Raw genomic sequence first — 15,270 nt, 5'->3', positions numbered from 1 at the left:
GCGTTTATGCGATGTTTCGTTTCGATTTGCTAAATACGAACGATAGGCAGGATGTTTCCGCTAAATCCGAGGGGCTGGATCTTCACTTTTTTGTTTAGCGGAGGGGCTAATCACCAGATATAAAAAAGACCATCCGAGAGCCTGTTAACACTCCAGACAGCCTGATGAACTGCGTTTGGTTTATCTGATCTATTTCTCCCTGTAGGAAGGATTGTTATGGAACGATAGAGACTCCGTCATGTAATCGTCCAGTAGTTTGAAATCGTATTCAGTCAATAAATCCTGCATCGTGACCTCATCTGTTTCACTCGCCAATAGGACGGAGCCCAAATAACTCGGATCGGTTATGGTTACGTTGGACCCGTATTTCTGACGCATCGCCTTCAGCTTCGCTTGGTGCCCATCCAGATGAATGACTGCGCAATCCAGATTGACGGTCGCGCTAGTATAAGCATAATAACTCGAAGTCTGAGCGATTGTATTCCCAACAGGAGACAGAATCGCGCTAGGCAATCCCCCTGCAATCGCCCCTACAAAATGCGCCCGGCAAGAATAAGCCCAATACTGCTGCATCAGCCCGCCATGGAACATGGACGGAAACACGATAAGATCGGGCTTGTCGCGAACATACTGCATACGCAGTTGATCGAAATTCAAATCAAAGCAAATCGCAAAACCAACCCGACCGAAATCACATTCGATAATCGGAGCTTCTATCCCGCATCGTACGCCATCGTCCATTATCTCGGAGATGACGGCGTGATTTTTGTTATACACTCCGAGAACTTCGCCGCTGCGCCCCAGGAGTTGAACAGAATTGAACCACGTGCCCTCAGCCGCTTCCCGCATAGAGGGATAAGCAATATGACAGCTGTTGTCGGACGCGATGCCAGCCATGAAATGCAAGATGGAGTCCCCGCGCTCCCGATAAAACTGCTTTCGCTGCTCCGCTGAGTAGTTGGCGGGCATATCGCAGCACTCAGGCAGTACGATCAAATCCGGTTGATCAGGCAGCACCTGACTGATGACGTTGGATAAATGCTGCTTCATGTCGTCAATCGCATGCAGCCACCCTCCGCTCCCTCCCTCTCTGATCGTCCCGTAATGTGCGCTCAGCGCGCTTATCCTTACTTTTTTCGCCATTTTCCCGCCTCACTCACTCTCTCTATGCCATGAATTGTATGCGATACGTCTGCAATTCCCATGCCTTTAGCTCAATATCGAATCCGTCCTTCTCATGCTTCAAAGCCTCGCTGCCTTCCTCATTCAAATTCACCTTGATCACGTTTCTAACCTCATGACTGGAATAAAAACGAGCTGTTGAGTTGTCGGAGGACATATTACAACAGCGAACGATGATCTCGTTCTCATTCCCATTCTCGGGCCGTTTCAATGCGCTTAAGCAAATATTCGATTCCGATATTTGAAATTGGCTGGCCGGTGCTGCAAGCTTGTACTCATCGCCTATGGCAGCGGTCCAGGTACGAACTCCTGCTTGGAGCGTTTCCTGCAAACGCACTAGATCGGCATAACAGGTATGCGCATCAAGAGGGGCAATCGCGTACTTGTAGCTCAGCTCGCCAATCAATTGCCCGCCTTCTTCCCCATTCGACTCCACTGTCCTACTGAAGGAACGCAGCAAAGTTACATGGATATTCCCATACTCATCATCCGGGGCGGCACACTCATGCAATCCGTAAGCAGAGACGAACGCCAATCCAATTCCATCTTCTCCCCGTTTTCCTACAATCCCGCCCATCTGCTTCTCTACTACCGCACATTCCTTCCAGTCCTGAGTGCTTGTATCCACACCTGTCTTGCGTTCCACGAATGCATATGGCTGGTTCACGAAGTAGGTATCTGACTGACAGCCTGTCGGCAAAGCTACCCGAAGCCTGTGATCACGGACGTTGTTGATCACCGTCGTTTCAACATCAACGTAGGAAGCCCCCTGGGACAAGCCGATTTTGGAGCGGATTGTAAGAACCGCGTTATCCGATGAACGGACAAAACCGTACGGAAGCTGCTCCATGCGCGAAGGAACCGTAATCGTATGAGTAATCTGGAAAACAGTTCGAGCCGGTCCATTCTCAATCCGCTCCATTATGCAGGGAGCACCATAGCTCGAAATCAATCGATCCTCTACGGGATTAGCGTGATTATACCCGTCCCCGATCTCTCCGTCGTCCAGATAGCTTAATAGATGCTCATAGCGCTGTCCGTTGCCCTTGTTGTAGATGCTGATCGTTCCGTCGTGACCAATGGTCAGCTTCAAATGCTCATTCTCCACTTCACGCTCATGACGAGACATGACTTCCATGTAACGGCATGTACCTACGAAAGGAACTACATCGTATTCAGCATAACCCAGTGCAGGCAAGTCTGCCACGAACGTTACAGTATGTCGATTAAACTCCCCGACATTCCGGTTGAACGCTCGATGCTTCCAGTTTTTCCGCATGCTGACCAGCCCGTATGGAATTTCTTCCCCAAGATGGCTATACAGCTTGAAGCTGTTCTTCACCTCGTAACCATAATGAACTTCATTAGTGAACGGATATTTTATATCCAAATCAATATCGACCGTAACAGCTGTCCGCCTGGCAAACGGAAGCGGATTCCATATGCTCACAACCTTGCGCCAACTGCCCTCTGAAGAAACGTACTTATTCGCTTCCTGATCCATAACATCACGGATTAACTGGTCGGATATGCCAGCAGACTGGTCGAAGCGGTAGCGCATATCCCGATGCACCTGATCAATCGAGCAGCCACAGATTGAATCATGCGGATGATTCTGAAGCAAATATTTCCAGGCCAGGTCCAAGTAAGTTTTCTGGATCGAGTACCCTTTTAGCGAAGCCAAAGCCGTCAGAGGCTCGACCCACTTCTCCAGCAGCGTCTGACATTGATCATTGGCCTGCTTGAGGGGATAATAGCTGGATAAAATGTTGGGCAGAAGACGGTTGAAGCCCTTCTTCTTTGTCGGCTCGTTTAATTCTCCCGTTCTAACAGCCATTTGCTCCCGATATTGCTCCATCTGAGCGCCCATTTGTTCGATATTGACATGCTTGAGCTCGGCTTCCGGATATAATCGTTCCAGCATAGCCAGCACTTCGTTCGTATCCTTGCGTACATGCCCGTGGTCACAGCTATCCATCAACAGATGAACGGGAAAAGAGCTCCTGTTCAGCTCGTAATCAATACGCTCCTTTAGAAACGACTCCCTCTCTTCTCCTGTCAGCTTCTTGCTATCCGCATCATTAAGCGCTACAAGAAAAGCCCCATATAAACCTTCATCTTGAAGTTTGAACGTGATGCATTCGCTCCCGTCAGGCGATCTCCATAAGAAATGGGCAGGAACGGCATGATCGTTGACTCCTCTTCCGATTGCGGCATGCGAAATGCCGAAGCCGTTGAAAATTTGCGGCATTTGGGCAATATGACCAAAAATATCGCATAAGTACCCGTACTTCCAGGCTTCTGTACCCCACGCACGGCTAATATGAATGCCTTTCATCAAATTGCGAATCAAGCTTTCTCCGGACAACAAATATTCATCAGGCATCACATACCAAGGGCCGATAATGATGCGCCTGTCCTGAATTAGCCTTTGCAACCGTCCGCGTTTGCCCGGCTCGATCTCCAGGAAATCCTCCAGCACAATCGTTTGACCGTCCAGATGGAATACCGCGAAGTCAGGCTGCGATTCCAGCACCTCAATCAATTCATTCATCATGGGCACCAATCGATAGCGGAATCCTTGAAACGATTGATACCATTCCCTGTCCCAATGCGTACCGGAATAATAGTATAATGTCATCGACTTCACTGTTTATAGCCTCCCATTATACAAAGAATTGCGGCCAAAGGGCATGCTTCCATACCCCCAGCCGCTCAATGTTGCCTGTGTCTTACCAGGCAATGTTCAGTTGATCCCTGTTCAGCTTCACTTCATCAATCATACCGCTGAAAGAGAGCCCCCAGCCGTTCGCATCCCTGCCTATGTTTAAGGGGAGCGCGCTTTTGTTAATCTGGTAGTTGCCCAAACCAGTCGGCATCGTGTAATCCCAGTAATGCGTTTTATCCAGATACAGCCGCATAACTCTGTAGGTCGAGGTATAATACATCCCGATATGATACCAGCGATTAGGTACGATTGCGATATCGGAATATACGGTCCTCCATGCTCCATTTACATATACAGTGGCATAAGGCTTGCCGTCTGAGCCTACTCCAAGACCGTAGGCATCACCCTTCTGGATGATATACTGGTTCCCGGTATTCACACCATCCCACATGAAATATGCTTGCATGGTGATCACATTGTCCAGATCCAGGCTAGTGCTGTCATTTACCGATATATAACCGGTTGTACCGCCGACCTTAACAGCTTGCGTATTAGGTGCGGTCTGCCACGAAGCATCTCCTTGCAGCGTCCCATTGTTGCCGAACCATGCGCTGTCTGATGCCGTGATGCCCGTTCCTTCATCCAGCTTCAGGTTGAGCACCTGATTGGAGACCAGCTTGCCGGCATTGAAAATGTTCAGCTCATCAATAAACCCTGGGAAGTTCAGTCCCCAGCCGGAAGAGTCGCGACCAATCGACAGTTGGACGGAGCTGCTATTGATGTAACCCGTTGCAAGTCCCGTGATAATCACGCTTTTGTATGAACTGCCGTCCACCGACAATGACAGCTCGCCAGTGGTGGCGCTCAATCGACGATAAGTCATCGTCATATGATGCCACTCGCCTGCCGTGATGGCTGAATCGCCGCCCACAGTCCTCCAGCTGCCATCGATATAAACGGTTATGAACGGTTTATTGTTGGACTGGATGCCAAGTCCGTAGGCATTCCCTTTTTGCACAATATACTTGTCGCCCGTCCCTGTCCCGTCCCAATTAAACATCAAATCAATGGACAGTTGATCGGTAATATCCAGACTATTGTTATCGTTGACATACACATAACCTGTTCCCGTGTTGACTTTGACTGCATTGCCCACCCTGGAGCTGCTCCAGCTTGCATCGCCCTGCAGCGTGCCGTCATTGGCTGACGAGGACGCATCGTCCGCATTCGTGCCCGACGTTTCATCGAGATGCAGCAGCAGCACTGTATCTGCATTCGCTGCATACGCACTGTTCAAGTTGAAGTTGGAGCGAACTACTTTGGACACTCTCGCTTCATCGATAAAACCGCTGAAGTTGCTGCCCCATCCATGCGCATCGCGGCCGATATTCAAGCTCCCCGTGCTCGTGTTTATCGATCCGGTCACATTGGCAGCGCTCGCTTTCTCCACACCATCCACATACAGCTTTATCCCGTTCACGGAAGAATATGTCATGGCAATATGATGCCACTCATTAGCGGCAATGGTGTCTGGCGAGGAGATCGTACGCCATGATCCGCCTACGTATACGGTTGCGAACGGCTTATTCGTAGAGAGAAGACCGAAGCCGTAGGCAGTTCCTTTATGAAACATATATTTGTCGCCTGATCCTGAGCCGTCCCAGTTCACCCATGCTTCTGCCGTCATCGCAGTCGTTAGATCGAGACTGCTGCTGTCATTTACCTTCACATAACCGGTACCCGTACTGACTCTCGCCGCTCCCCCGAACTTTGATGTCACGAACGAGGCATTCCCCTGCAAAGTGCCTGTGTTGCTGTAGATAGAACTGTCGGTTGCACTCGTACCGATAATTTCATCAAAATGAAGCGTAGCCTTCGTACTCGAAGAAGCTGGATTCGACGTATGCGGAACTAATGTGAGCTTAAGCACATTAACATAATAATTAGTGGCGGACGGGTTTTTGTCCACAATATCGAAGCGTACCGTATGCGTCCGGCTGGATAATACCTTGCGACCCAAATATACGGTTGAGACGCCCGTTCCATAGCCGTCAATGACTTCTCCTTGTGCCTGACCGTCTATGGACATTTGGTAGATGCCTGCATAAGGGGCCTTCAATACATCCAGGTAGATGTCGAAGTCAGCACTGCTTCTTGTTTGCGGCAAATCAATTTCAAAGAAATCGTTCGTACTTGTTGCGAAATATATCACTGCTCCATTAGAGGATGGCGGGGAATCAACTGGTGAGCTCCCTTTGCCTGACGATGCCGCAGGCGACATCAAGGCATCAAAATGATAAATATAAGAACTCCCTGTAGACGTTCCCCAAGCAGAGTCGCTGTAAGCCGTCGCTAAAGGCGCAGCGCTGACTACAATACCTACATTGGTCTCCGTTGCAAAAGGGAACGCTATTTGGGCAGGGATTTGAAAGAAGTTCGATGCTCTTACTTTCGTCCAATCCCCAACAAGAACCTTAGCACTGCCACCCAACATCTCCTGGTTCACACCGCTTGAATTCCATAACACCAACTTCGAATTAGGTACACGCAGCTCACTGGAGTTGAAGGAGCTCGCTGCCGTTAATGTGTAGGAGATTCTTGCGAACTCCCCTGTATTCAGGTTGAAAGGCAGATTGATTCCGCTCTCCAACTGCGCTGGCGTTACTGTATAGACCGAATCATAGCTGTTGCTGATCGTCCAGTCATTTTGCGAAACATTCGGAGGCACAAGCTTGGAAATACGCAGCTGCAGCGTGCCTGGCACATTAAACTGCTCAGGCAGCGTATCATGGAAACGCAGGCCTGACGCATTTTGTGTTGTGGATTGGGCATAAATGACGAAATCCACATTTTCATTGGCCGCTAGTGTCCCCTCGAATGTTTTGTAGGAGCGGACTCTATTAATGGAATGGTAGTATTCGTAATTGCCGAAGTACCAACGGATGGCCGGCATAAATTCAGCTACCAGATCGCTAACATCCATACCCGCTTTGACCAAGTAGGGGATCGTTTGAACAACGCTCATAATCGTGGGCAGATCGTAAGTCACCCACTCGTAATTGTTGCTATATTCCGCGCCATAGTAGTACCATCTACCGTCCGTAGCGAACTCGCGCGCCATGTACCAGAGCAAGCCGCGCGCATATTCCAACAATTCCTCCTTGTAGCCTGATCCCGTATCATAATAAGCTACCATTGCACTAGCCAGTGCTACAAAGCCTTGGGCATTGTCAACCGCATCATCGATCGGATTGACCGAGGCTCCGCTCGGGTTGTACTCCGTCATGTAATAGACATTCCCGTTCCATGTCCCTTTATGGAAGCCATAACGCGGAATCTGATTGTAGACGAACTTGCGTGCGGCGTCCAAATAATCGGAATCACCTGAGTATTCATAACCCCGGATCAGTGAAGCAGCCAGCTCGGCAACAGCATGATGATCGGTTTCATGTGCATCCCATGTATACCCGGTCGCGTCTGTCCAGGGCACATCGTGATTGAAATCGAAGCCTCCGTAATATTTCTTCGTCTGAACAAATTCCGACGGATAATACGTTTGGGTGAAGTTGTTGTTCCCTAACACATCCCATTGGGAATTTACCGTAGCATCAAGCAGCTCCAGCATGCGTTCATACAGCGGCTCGGTCTTCGAAGGAAATTCGGTCAAAGCGTAAGCTGGGAAATATTCGCCATACAAATTATCCGAAAGCTTTCTAACATAATAGTCGCCGCTTGTCGTCCATTTCTTGACGAATGGCTGGAAGGTTATATCTCCCGCCTTCACCAACTTGCCGCTCTCCGGAGCAAGCTGTCCGATCGTCGTGCCCACGGTCTCGATGTTCGCATCCCGATCAACGATAATCGGTCCGATCCTAGGTGCCGTAAATACTCGCGTATCGATTCCAAAAAAATACTGCTGAATAAGCTCATTCGTCCATACCGAGCTTGGCGGCGAACTCAATGTCGTCGGGGGAATCAGATCCCAGAAATCTTTGGCCGGGTCGGATATGAAGTAAGCGTCTGACGTTCCGTCCGGATCGAACGGCTCGTTGATATCCACAATATTCGTGACTGTAATCGGATCTCCGGCTGCATCCAGAAGCATCTGCTCCATCCGGACTTCATCGAACCAGACGGTCCCCGTTCCTCCTGATACTCCGAGCTCCAGGCTTGCCTGAACAGCCAGATTAGGCGCTTGCGGCAGGCCAACCTTATTATCGGCAATCGCTACTGCATGCAAGCCCCATGCTGCTTGGGTCTTCGGCAAATTAAATGTGCGGCTTGACAACAGTGCCGAGGAGCTGTCATACCAATTTATTTTCAAATAGGGTGTTCCTGACATGCTTGAGGTCTTGTAATAGACGGAAAACGCATAGAACTTGGCGGCGTTGACGCTGATCGCACTTTGCGTAACTTTGGCTGTATCCGATCCGCCAGGCGCCGTGAGCTTGAGCGATTTCGTTCCTGCATAGGGAGAAGCCGGATCAATCGTATAAGCGCCAGACGTCCCCCCGTTCGAGAAGCTCCAGCCAGTCAGACTACTCTCGAAACCAGGATTTTGGATGCTATTAGCCGCATACGTATCTCTAGCAAACAGCAGTGCCGCAAGAAAATAAACCAGTATAACTAACACAAATCCTCTTATTGCACTATTTACCATATAAACACTCCTTTGGGCTTATATTGAAACACTCTCCCAATCTTCGTCAAGTCCAAGTCCGCGCAAATCAGCGAATGTGCTGTTCAGCTCTGCTTCATACAAGCGCCAAACGACCCGAAGCCCCTGAAGACTTGCCGGTCCATCCGTCATCGGTCGCGAACCATCCCGGATGCAATCGAGGAAATGTCCAATTTCGAAATGGGTAAATTTGCTGGACATGTTCATGTCGAGCAGTACGGTCGTGCGTGATTCGGTATCCAGATTCGCACGCTCTTCCTTGATATGCGTATGCAAGTACAGCTTTTGATCTCCAAGATGAATCTCGAGCATGCCTTCCGTGCAATGCGCATGAATGCTCCATCCGAGCCGCGTCCCTCTTGCCCCCCATGTTCCGAAGTGGTAGCCTAGCGCACCGCTCTCAAATTCAATCGTTGCATTACTTGTCCCCTCCTTCTCCATCCAAGGCGTTCCGAAGTTCGAACCAAGATGAATCCCTCTCACAGGCTTGCCCAGGAACCACAGTAGCAGATCAACATAGTGGCATCCATGACTGAAGAACTGGCCTCCTCCTAATCTCTTGGCTGATGTAGCCCAGTGACCTTCCGGATACTTTGTGAACTGCTCCGTCCAAATCGACATTTGGAAGCATTCACCGTAGGCTTTGCTGTCAATCAACTCCTTCATCATGCGAACAGCAGGGAAGAACCGGACAGGATAAGCGGTCATCAATACTTTGCCTGTTTCATCCGCGGTCCGAATAAGCTCTATACATTCTTCTTCTGTGTTGCACATCGGTTTTTCCATCAACACATGCTTGCCGGCCTTCAAGCAGGTCATTCCGACCTCAAAGTGCAAATCATGCGGCAATACAACGAGCACCGCATCAACAGCATCCAGTAGATCCCGATAGTCCGTGACGTACAGGTTTGCTCCTGTAAGCTCCGCCGCCTCGCGCGCTCTTTCCTCAATGACATCGCAAGTAGCCGTAATGACCATCCGGTCACTTAGCTCTTGATATCCGCCGCTGTGCGTACTTGCCATCCCCCCGCAGCCAATAACTCCAAGACGTATAATATTCGTGTTCATGTGTGTCTCTCTCCCTTATCGTGTGTGGTTTTTTTATGATTTGATTGCTCCTGCTGTCAGGCCCTGAATATAGTACTTTTGTAAAAAGGAAAAGCAAAGGATGATCGGAATAACTGAGATTAGCGAGCCTGTCATCAAAATATTCCATTGTCTGAACACCCCTGTATCAAGCAGCATGACACCGAGTGGCAAGGTGAACAGATCCTGGCTGGTCAGCATAATCATCGGTAAGAGAAAACTGTTCCAGGAGCCGAGGAAATTGACCATCGTAATAGTAGCGATAATCGGAGTCGAGATTGGAATATAAATCCAGAACAGAATGCGCATTACGCCCGCTCCTTCCATCTTCGCGGATTCGTACAGCTCGTGCGGAACGGAACGGAAGTAATTGCGGAACAAGAACATAGCCATAGGTGCTGCCCCGTTTATAGAAGGCAGAATAAGCCCCAGATGCGTATTCAGCAGGTTGAGATAATTCTCCACCAGATAAAGAGGAATCATAATTGTAATCCCAGGTACGAACATCATGCCAAGAAACAGCAGGAATATCGCATTGTTGCCTGGAAAGCGAAGTTTGGCGAATGCAAAGCCTGCCATCGCGAATATGACATTTATCCCGACCAGCGTCCAGAACGCCACATTGACACTGTTCAGGAAATACTTAAAAAAATTCAATCGATTCCATACGTCAACATACGTTTCCCAATGCCACTTGCCAGGAGGCAGCAGGGAGTAAGTATTCATGACATCCAACGGCGCCTTGAAGGAAGCCCCGATCATCCAGGTTAGCGGGTAGAGGCACAGCAAACCCCAGACGGTAAGCACCACATATAGAATGACTTGATTGGTTCTTTTCACTGCGCGTCACCTCCCTGAGACCTGTCACGGAATAACCGCAGGCTGATCATCGATAGAACAAAGGTAATCAGGAACAGTGTCCACCCCATTGCATTGGCTCGGCCTAGGTCGCCATTCTGAAAGGCTTCCTGATAGATCAGCACGTTGACGACCATCGTCTCGCCTGCAGGACCGCCCTTGGTCATTACCCATATTTGGCTGAACACCTGCAGCGCTCCATCCAGATTCATGATGACTGCAATGACCGTAATCGGCATCAGAATCGGCCATGTGATGTGCAGCAGCTTGTGCCAGGCATTCGCCCCGTCGATCTCGGCCGCTTCGTACAAATGCGGGTCCACGGTTTGCAGTCCGGCAAAGAACAGAATCAGATTTCCTGGAATAGAGCCCCAAATAATCGTGACGAGCACCGCTGGCAGTGCTGTTCTCAATTCACCGAGCCAACCATTTACCGCGACCCATTCCTCAAGCCCAATTGCCGTCAGCATCTGATTCAAGGCACCCGTCGGTTCGTAAATCCCTTGCCATACATAGAAAATGGCAACCGATGAAGTAACCATCGGCAGCAGAAATACGGTCCGGAACAATTTAGCTCCGCGAACGATGCCTTGAAGCATCACGGCAAGCACAAGCGAAAGAGGCACGACAACAAACACCATAATTAGCGCAATCCAAGTGTTGTTGAGGAGTGCCTGCCAGAAAAATCGTGTCAGAATGACATTGCCGCCAAACAAAAAGTCTTTGAAATTATCAAGTCCCGCGAATCTGGCATTCCAGATCATTTGACCTTGACCAAGATGATAGAAAGATAAAACCAATGAAAATAAAACCGTGAACAAACCAATCACCATAAACAGGATGACTGCAGGAGCTATGAGAACATATCCGGCAATTCTTTCCCGCAGCAAATCTTTTCGGATACTCATCTTTGAAAAACACCCCTGTCATGAAGACCGGAGAAGGCGAATGTTCTTTCTCCTCCGGCTTTGTATTAGTGTCGACTGCTACTTGGCTTCATTGGCTTTGAAAGCTTCTGCCGCCTTGTCATAATCCTTGGCCGCATCTTCAACTGTCATCTCGCCCAGCATGACCTTCACCATATTATTGTGGTACACTTTCCAATCTTCCTTGTACACTTCCTGACCGATTGCCGGATTCTCGGACCACCAGTTACTTTCGCTGCTGAGCGATTCGGCCATCGCCTTGAGCGAATCATTGAGCTTGGAAGTGTCTTTGATTTTCACGGCCGGCAAGTCGAACGCATTGTTCGCATACAAGACTTGACCTTCCTCGGATGTCAGGAATTTGACGAACTCGATCGCTTCTTGCTTATGCGGGCTGTCATTGTTAGCCACGATTTGGACGAGCGGGAACGGAGTGACCGTTGCGTCCGCCACAACGGAACCTTCATAAGCAGGAACGCGGAAGCTAAATATGTCATCCGGATTCATGCCAAGCGCTTTCAAAGTAGCGTAAGTGAAGGTGCCTCCGATGCTGAACGCTGCCTTTCCCTGAGCGAATGCTTGGTCAGCCGCATCGATATCAAGCGTAACCGAACCAGGCAGGATCAGGCCCTTCTTCGCCATGTCGTCAATAATTTCCAATGACCAGATATGCTTCGGATCCGACAGCTTCTCATCGCGTTTCATGAATTTCGTGAACGATTCGGGACCGTTCTTCATGTAATCCACGAAGTTCACGAACCAGGAGGAATATACGCCCGCTGCTTTGGCGCTGAATACGAGTCCAGGAGTGCCTGTCTTCTCCTTGACTGTGCTCATCATAGTCAACCACTCTTCCATCGTTTTCGGAGCTGTTGCATCCAGACCCGCGTTCTCCACCAGCTTTTTATTGCCGTAGACCATGTAGAAAGCGCCAACATCAAGCGGCAGACCATACGTTTGCCCAACCTTTGCCGCTTTGATCCAGTCGCTGGATTTATCGGACTTGGCATAAGCCTCTACATTAGCTTGAGAGACTGTAACGCCTGTAAGCGCTGCCGGAAGAAAGCCTGATTTCCATGCTGCGTCTTTTTCAAGCTCCTCCGACCACTCTACAGCCTTGCCGTCGTAAGCACCACCCAATGGTGAAGCATGGTAAGCCCAAATGTCAGGTAAGTTTCCAGCTGCCGCCGAGGCTGTAAGCTTTTGGAAGTAAGCTTCATCAGGTGTTGTCGCTGTTGTCTCTACCGTGATCCCGGTTTTTTCCTTGAAAGCGTCTGCAACAGCTTTGAAGCCCGGGTCGAAGGCGATTTTCCAGTGCCACATTGTGAGCGTAACATCACTCTTGGGAACCTTAGTCGCCTCGGCTGCGGGTGAGGAGCTCGCGCTTGTGCTGCCGTTGTCGCTGCTGTTGCCTGCACAAGCTGCCAATGAGAACACCATTGCTGTACTTAGGACCATTGCGCCCCATTTTCTAAAAGGCTGTTTGCTCTTAATCATGCCAATCCACATCCCCTTTATTCTTATTTTTTGTTGCTGTAGTTCTAATATTAGGACCCTAGTCGACTTTCGTCTTTACCATTCTGTCCATTTGTTTTGCACTTTCGTATCATATCGATATGCCAAATCCTTGTTTCGCAAAGGGGGATTATCGAGTATAATCGAGCTATGTTTTAAGAACTTGCTCTTGTGATCTTCTTGGCTAAACATTTGGTATAGGGGGACAGCCGATGATCTATAAACATGTGCCGCTTAGTCAGGAAATCGTTGTGGACAGTCTGGTTACGTTTCATTACTACGAGCTCCCAAGCTCTTATTCTACTAAAGGAGAAATGCATGACTTTTGGGAGTTTGTGTATGTGGACAAAGGGGAACTACATGTCAAAAGAGAGAACGATCAATTCAGCTTAAAGCAGGGGGAAGTCATCTTTTACAAGCCTAATCAGTTTCATGGCGGGCGATCTGACGCAAAATCTCCTCCAAATCTTATTATCGTTACATTTGATTGCGCTTCCAAAGCGATGGATTTCTTCGAGAACAAACACTTCAAGGTCGATGCACAGGAGAAAAAGATTTTGTCCTTGCTCGTTAACGAAGGGTACAATGCGCTATCTCCCCGCCTGGACAAGCCTTTCAAACGTGTCATGCATAAAAAGAAAAGTGCTCCATTCGGGAGTGAACAGTTAGTTAAAATGTATTTGGAGACACTGCTCATTTATTTCACTCGAAGGCTCAGTAACGCTGAGAAAGAGAAAGAGCGTCGTCTTCATCCAGGTAAAACGGGCAATAAGGATGAAGATCTGACGACACAGCTCGTCGCTTACATGAAGCAGAATGTTGAATCGAAGCTGACTTTGACAGACATTTGCAGGAAGTTCGCAATCGGCAGATCACAATTGTTACGTAACTTCAAATCGAATACCGGCTGCGGAGTTATTGAATATTTGAATGACCTCAAGTTGGAGAGAGCCAAAACGATGATTCGCGAAGAAAAATATAATTTTACTGAAATTTCAAAAATTCTCGGTTATAATAGCATCCACTATTTCTCCCGCCACTTCAAACGTTCTACCAAGATGACCCCTACACAATATTCACGTTCCGTTCGCGCCAAAATTACGCATCATCCTGGTTGATAGCAACCCAAAAAGCAGCTAATCATCTACGGGCACGTAGTGACTACTGCTTTTTTTCATCAATGGAGAAACTGACTAGCAAGATCATTTCCTTGTGCAAATGAAAAACAAGGTAGTTCAGCAAGCTGTGCAAATCGTCGAGCGAGTAGATCGGCATGCTTCATCCAGATAGCCAAACAAACGATGGCCAGGCTTAACCCGAACTTGATAAGTTCTGTATGCGGCAATTGCATGTGCCTTCGCATATACAACTGAAGCCGTGAACGAGAATGGAAACAAGGCGGGGGAGTCAAGAGATGGTGACGAACCTACGCTTTAACCAATCGAAGCAACTCGGCGGCATCCTCGAGGAACTGCTCGGGATCGTCGTTCCGCACAAATTCCAGCATCGCAAAGCGAAGGTTCCCCGCTATTGGACGAAAGTGATGGACATACGCTCCCCACTCCTCCGAGCCCTCGGAGAGTGAAAGCCGCTCGCCATGCTGCCAATGATACACATGAACATCCGCAAGATAAGGCAGTACGCCTTCCAGAGATTCGAGCCGCTGTTCTACCGACAGCGTTGTTGGGGGCTGCCAGTTCGTCTTGACATTAGGATGGTTAGCAACCTCAAGCAGTGCGATCGTCGATTCAAGGGTATCGGTCAGCGTATTGGCATGGTACTCCAAATGAATGCGAATATTCTCCTTCTGAGCTTGATCGGCAATACGAACGATGTCTGCGGTTACCTGATCCCGCCAGCCTGGATCCGCCGCTTGGCTGCCTTTGTTGCCGGCCCAAATCCGTATGGCCGGCGCACCCAGCGCCACCGCGCTGGCCAGGACATCCTCGAAAGACGGTACATCCGAATCAAGAACGCCTGCCTTGTAGTACGAACCGTAGGATGCGATGATGAGTCCCGCTTCTTCCGTTACTCTTTTTACATGATGCGCAACATCCACATTGCCATGGGGCACATGGATGTCCCCTCCCCATTCGATGGCATCCAGGCCGGCTTGAACCGTCAGCGCAACGATTTCTTCGGGCTGTAATTGGCGAAACGTAATGGACAACATGCCAGTATGCAGCATATCAGCTCACTCCTTCTATCATTTTTTCCAATCCGATAGACCTAATATAAGCCGCACGCTCCAAAATGTCTAGAAAACAACGACGCACGATGCACATAATCAGCCCGGTCCGCCAACAACAGACGTGCATTGACTTCCTTCCTATCGTCACTATGCCAAAGGGCTTCAC

Annotated in this window: 9 protein-coding genes; 1 reads left to right on the top strand and 8 read right to left on the bottom strand. The window is 49.1% G+C overall.

Features of this window, described 5'->3' with window-relative positions:
* Positions 1 to 189: 189 nt before the first annotated feature.
* The 7 genes from KJW29_RS00830 to KJW29_RS00800 all read right to left on the bottom strand — a co-directional run bounded on the left by KJW29_RS00830 (position 190) and on the right by KJW29_RS00800 (position 12,895).
* A complete protein-coding gene (locus KJW29_RS00830; RefSeq protein WP_214628383.1) occupies positions 190 to 1,143 on the bottom strand; it encodes a carbon-nitrogen hydrolase family protein in 954 nt (317 codons plus the stop codon).
* A 22-nt stretch (positions 1,144 to 1,165) separates the two neighbouring features.
* Positions 1,166 to 3,823: a glycoside hydrolase family 38 N-terminal domain-containing protein gene (locus KJW29_RS00825; RefSeq protein WP_246608783.1), complete on the bottom strand. Its 2,658-nt coding sequence runs from the start codon at positions 3,821 to 3,823 to the stop codon at positions 1,166 to 1,168.
* 91 nt (positions 3,824 to 3,914) lie between these two features.
* A complete protein-coding gene (locus tag KJW29_RS00820) occupies positions 3,915 to 8,510 on the bottom strand; it encodes a LamG domain-containing protein (RefSeq protein WP_214628381.1) in 4,596 nt (1,531 codons plus the stop codon).
* 18 nt (positions 8,511 to 8,528) lie between these two features.
* Complete coding sequence (locus KJW29_RS00815; protein WP_214628380.1) at positions 8,529 to 9,596, bottom strand: Gfo/Idh/MocA family protein; 1,068 nt, start codon at positions 9,594 to 9,596, stop codon at positions 8,529 to 8,531.
* Between the two features lie 33 nt (positions 9,597 to 9,629).
* Positions 9,630 to 10,454 carry a carbohydrate ABC transporter permease gene (locus tag KJW29_RS00810; RefSeq protein WP_214628379.1) on the bottom strand — a complete coding sequence of 275 codons (825 nt, stop codon included), beginning with the start codon at positions 10,452 to 10,454 and terminating at the stop codon, positions 9,630 to 9,632.
* Positions 10,451 to 11,380 (bottom strand): carbohydrate ABC transporter permease, encoded by a 930-nt coding sequence (locus tag KJW29_RS00805; RefSeq protein WP_214628378.1) that lies wholly within the window; start codon positions 11,378 to 11,380, stop codon positions 10,451 to 10,453. The genes KJW29_RS00810 and KJW29_RS00805 overlap by 4 nt, the downstream gene beginning before the upstream one ends.
* A gap of 78 nt (positions 11,381 to 11,458) precedes the next feature.
* Complete coding sequence (locus tag KJW29_RS00800; RefSeq protein ID WP_214628377.1) at positions 11,459 to 12,895, bottom strand: ABC transporter substrate-binding protein; 1,437 nt, start codon at positions 12,893 to 12,895, stop codon at positions 11,459 to 11,461.
* 230 nt (positions 12,896 to 13,125) lie between these two features.
* Here KJW29_RS00800 and KJW29_RS00795 point away from each other — a divergent pair, with 230 nt between their 5' ends.
* Positions 13,126 to 14,031: an AraC family transcriptional regulator gene (locus KJW29_RS00795; protein WP_214628376.1), complete on the top strand. Its 906-nt coding sequence runs from the start codon at positions 13,126 to 13,128 to the stop codon at positions 14,029 to 14,031.
* A gap of 308 nt (positions 14,032 to 14,339) precedes the next feature.
* On the opposite strand, the gene KJW29_RS00790 is transcribed toward KJW29_RS00795, so the two are convergent.
* Positions 14,340 to 15,101 carry a sugar phosphate isomerase/epimerase family protein gene (locus tag KJW29_RS00790; protein WP_214628375.1) on the bottom strand — a complete coding sequence of 254 codons (762 nt, stop codon included), beginning with the start codon at positions 15,099 to 15,101 and terminating at the stop codon, positions 14,340 to 14,342.
* Positions 15,102 to 15,270: the final 169 nt, after the last annotated feature.

Source organism: Paenibacillus agaridevorans, assembly GCF_018604145.1.
GTDB lineage: Bacteria > Bacillota > Bacilli > Paenibacillales > Paenibacillaceae > Pristimantibacillus > Pristimantibacillus agaridevorans.
The sequence above is the reverse complement of the archived record's forward strand: the minus strand, read 5'-3'. Positions and strand labels throughout refer to the sequence as shown.

What these genes read in the sequence shown, in the direction of transcription:
- KJW29_RS00800 (WP_214628377.1), bottom strand. Translation starts at nt 12,895, where the DNA reads ATGATTAAGAGCAAACAGCCTTTTAGAAAATGGGGCGCAATGGTCCTA.
- KJW29_RS00795 (WP_214628376.1), top strand. Translation starts at nt 13,126, where the DNA reads ATGATCTATAAACATGTGCCGCTTAGTCAGGAAATCGTTGTGGACAGT.
- KJW29_RS00825 (WP_246608783.1), bottom strand. Translation starts at nt 3,823, where the DNA reads ATGACATTATACTATTATTCCGGTACGCATTGGGACAGGGAATGGTAT.
- KJW29_RS00830 (WP_214628383.1), bottom strand. Translation starts at nt 1,143, where the DNA reads ATGGCGAAAAAAGTAAGGATAAGCGCGCTGAGCGCACATTACGGGACG.
- KJW29_RS00820 (WP_214628381.1), bottom strand. Translation starts at nt 8,510, where the DNA reads ATGGTAAATAGTGCAATAAGAGGATTTGTGTTAGTTATACTGGTTTAT.
- KJW29_RS00805 (WP_214628378.1), bottom strand. Translation starts at nt 11,380, where the DNA reads ATGAGTATCCGAAAAGATTTGCTGCGGGAAAGAATTGCCGGATATGTT.
- KJW29_RS00815 (WP_214628380.1), bottom strand. Translation starts at nt 9,596, where the DNA reads ATGAACACGAATATTATACGTCTTGGAGTTATTGGCTGCGGGGGGATG.
- KJW29_RS00790 (WP_214628375.1), bottom strand. Translation starts at nt 15,101, where the DNA reads ATGCTGCATACTGGCATGTTGTCCATTACGTTTCGCCAATTACAGCCC.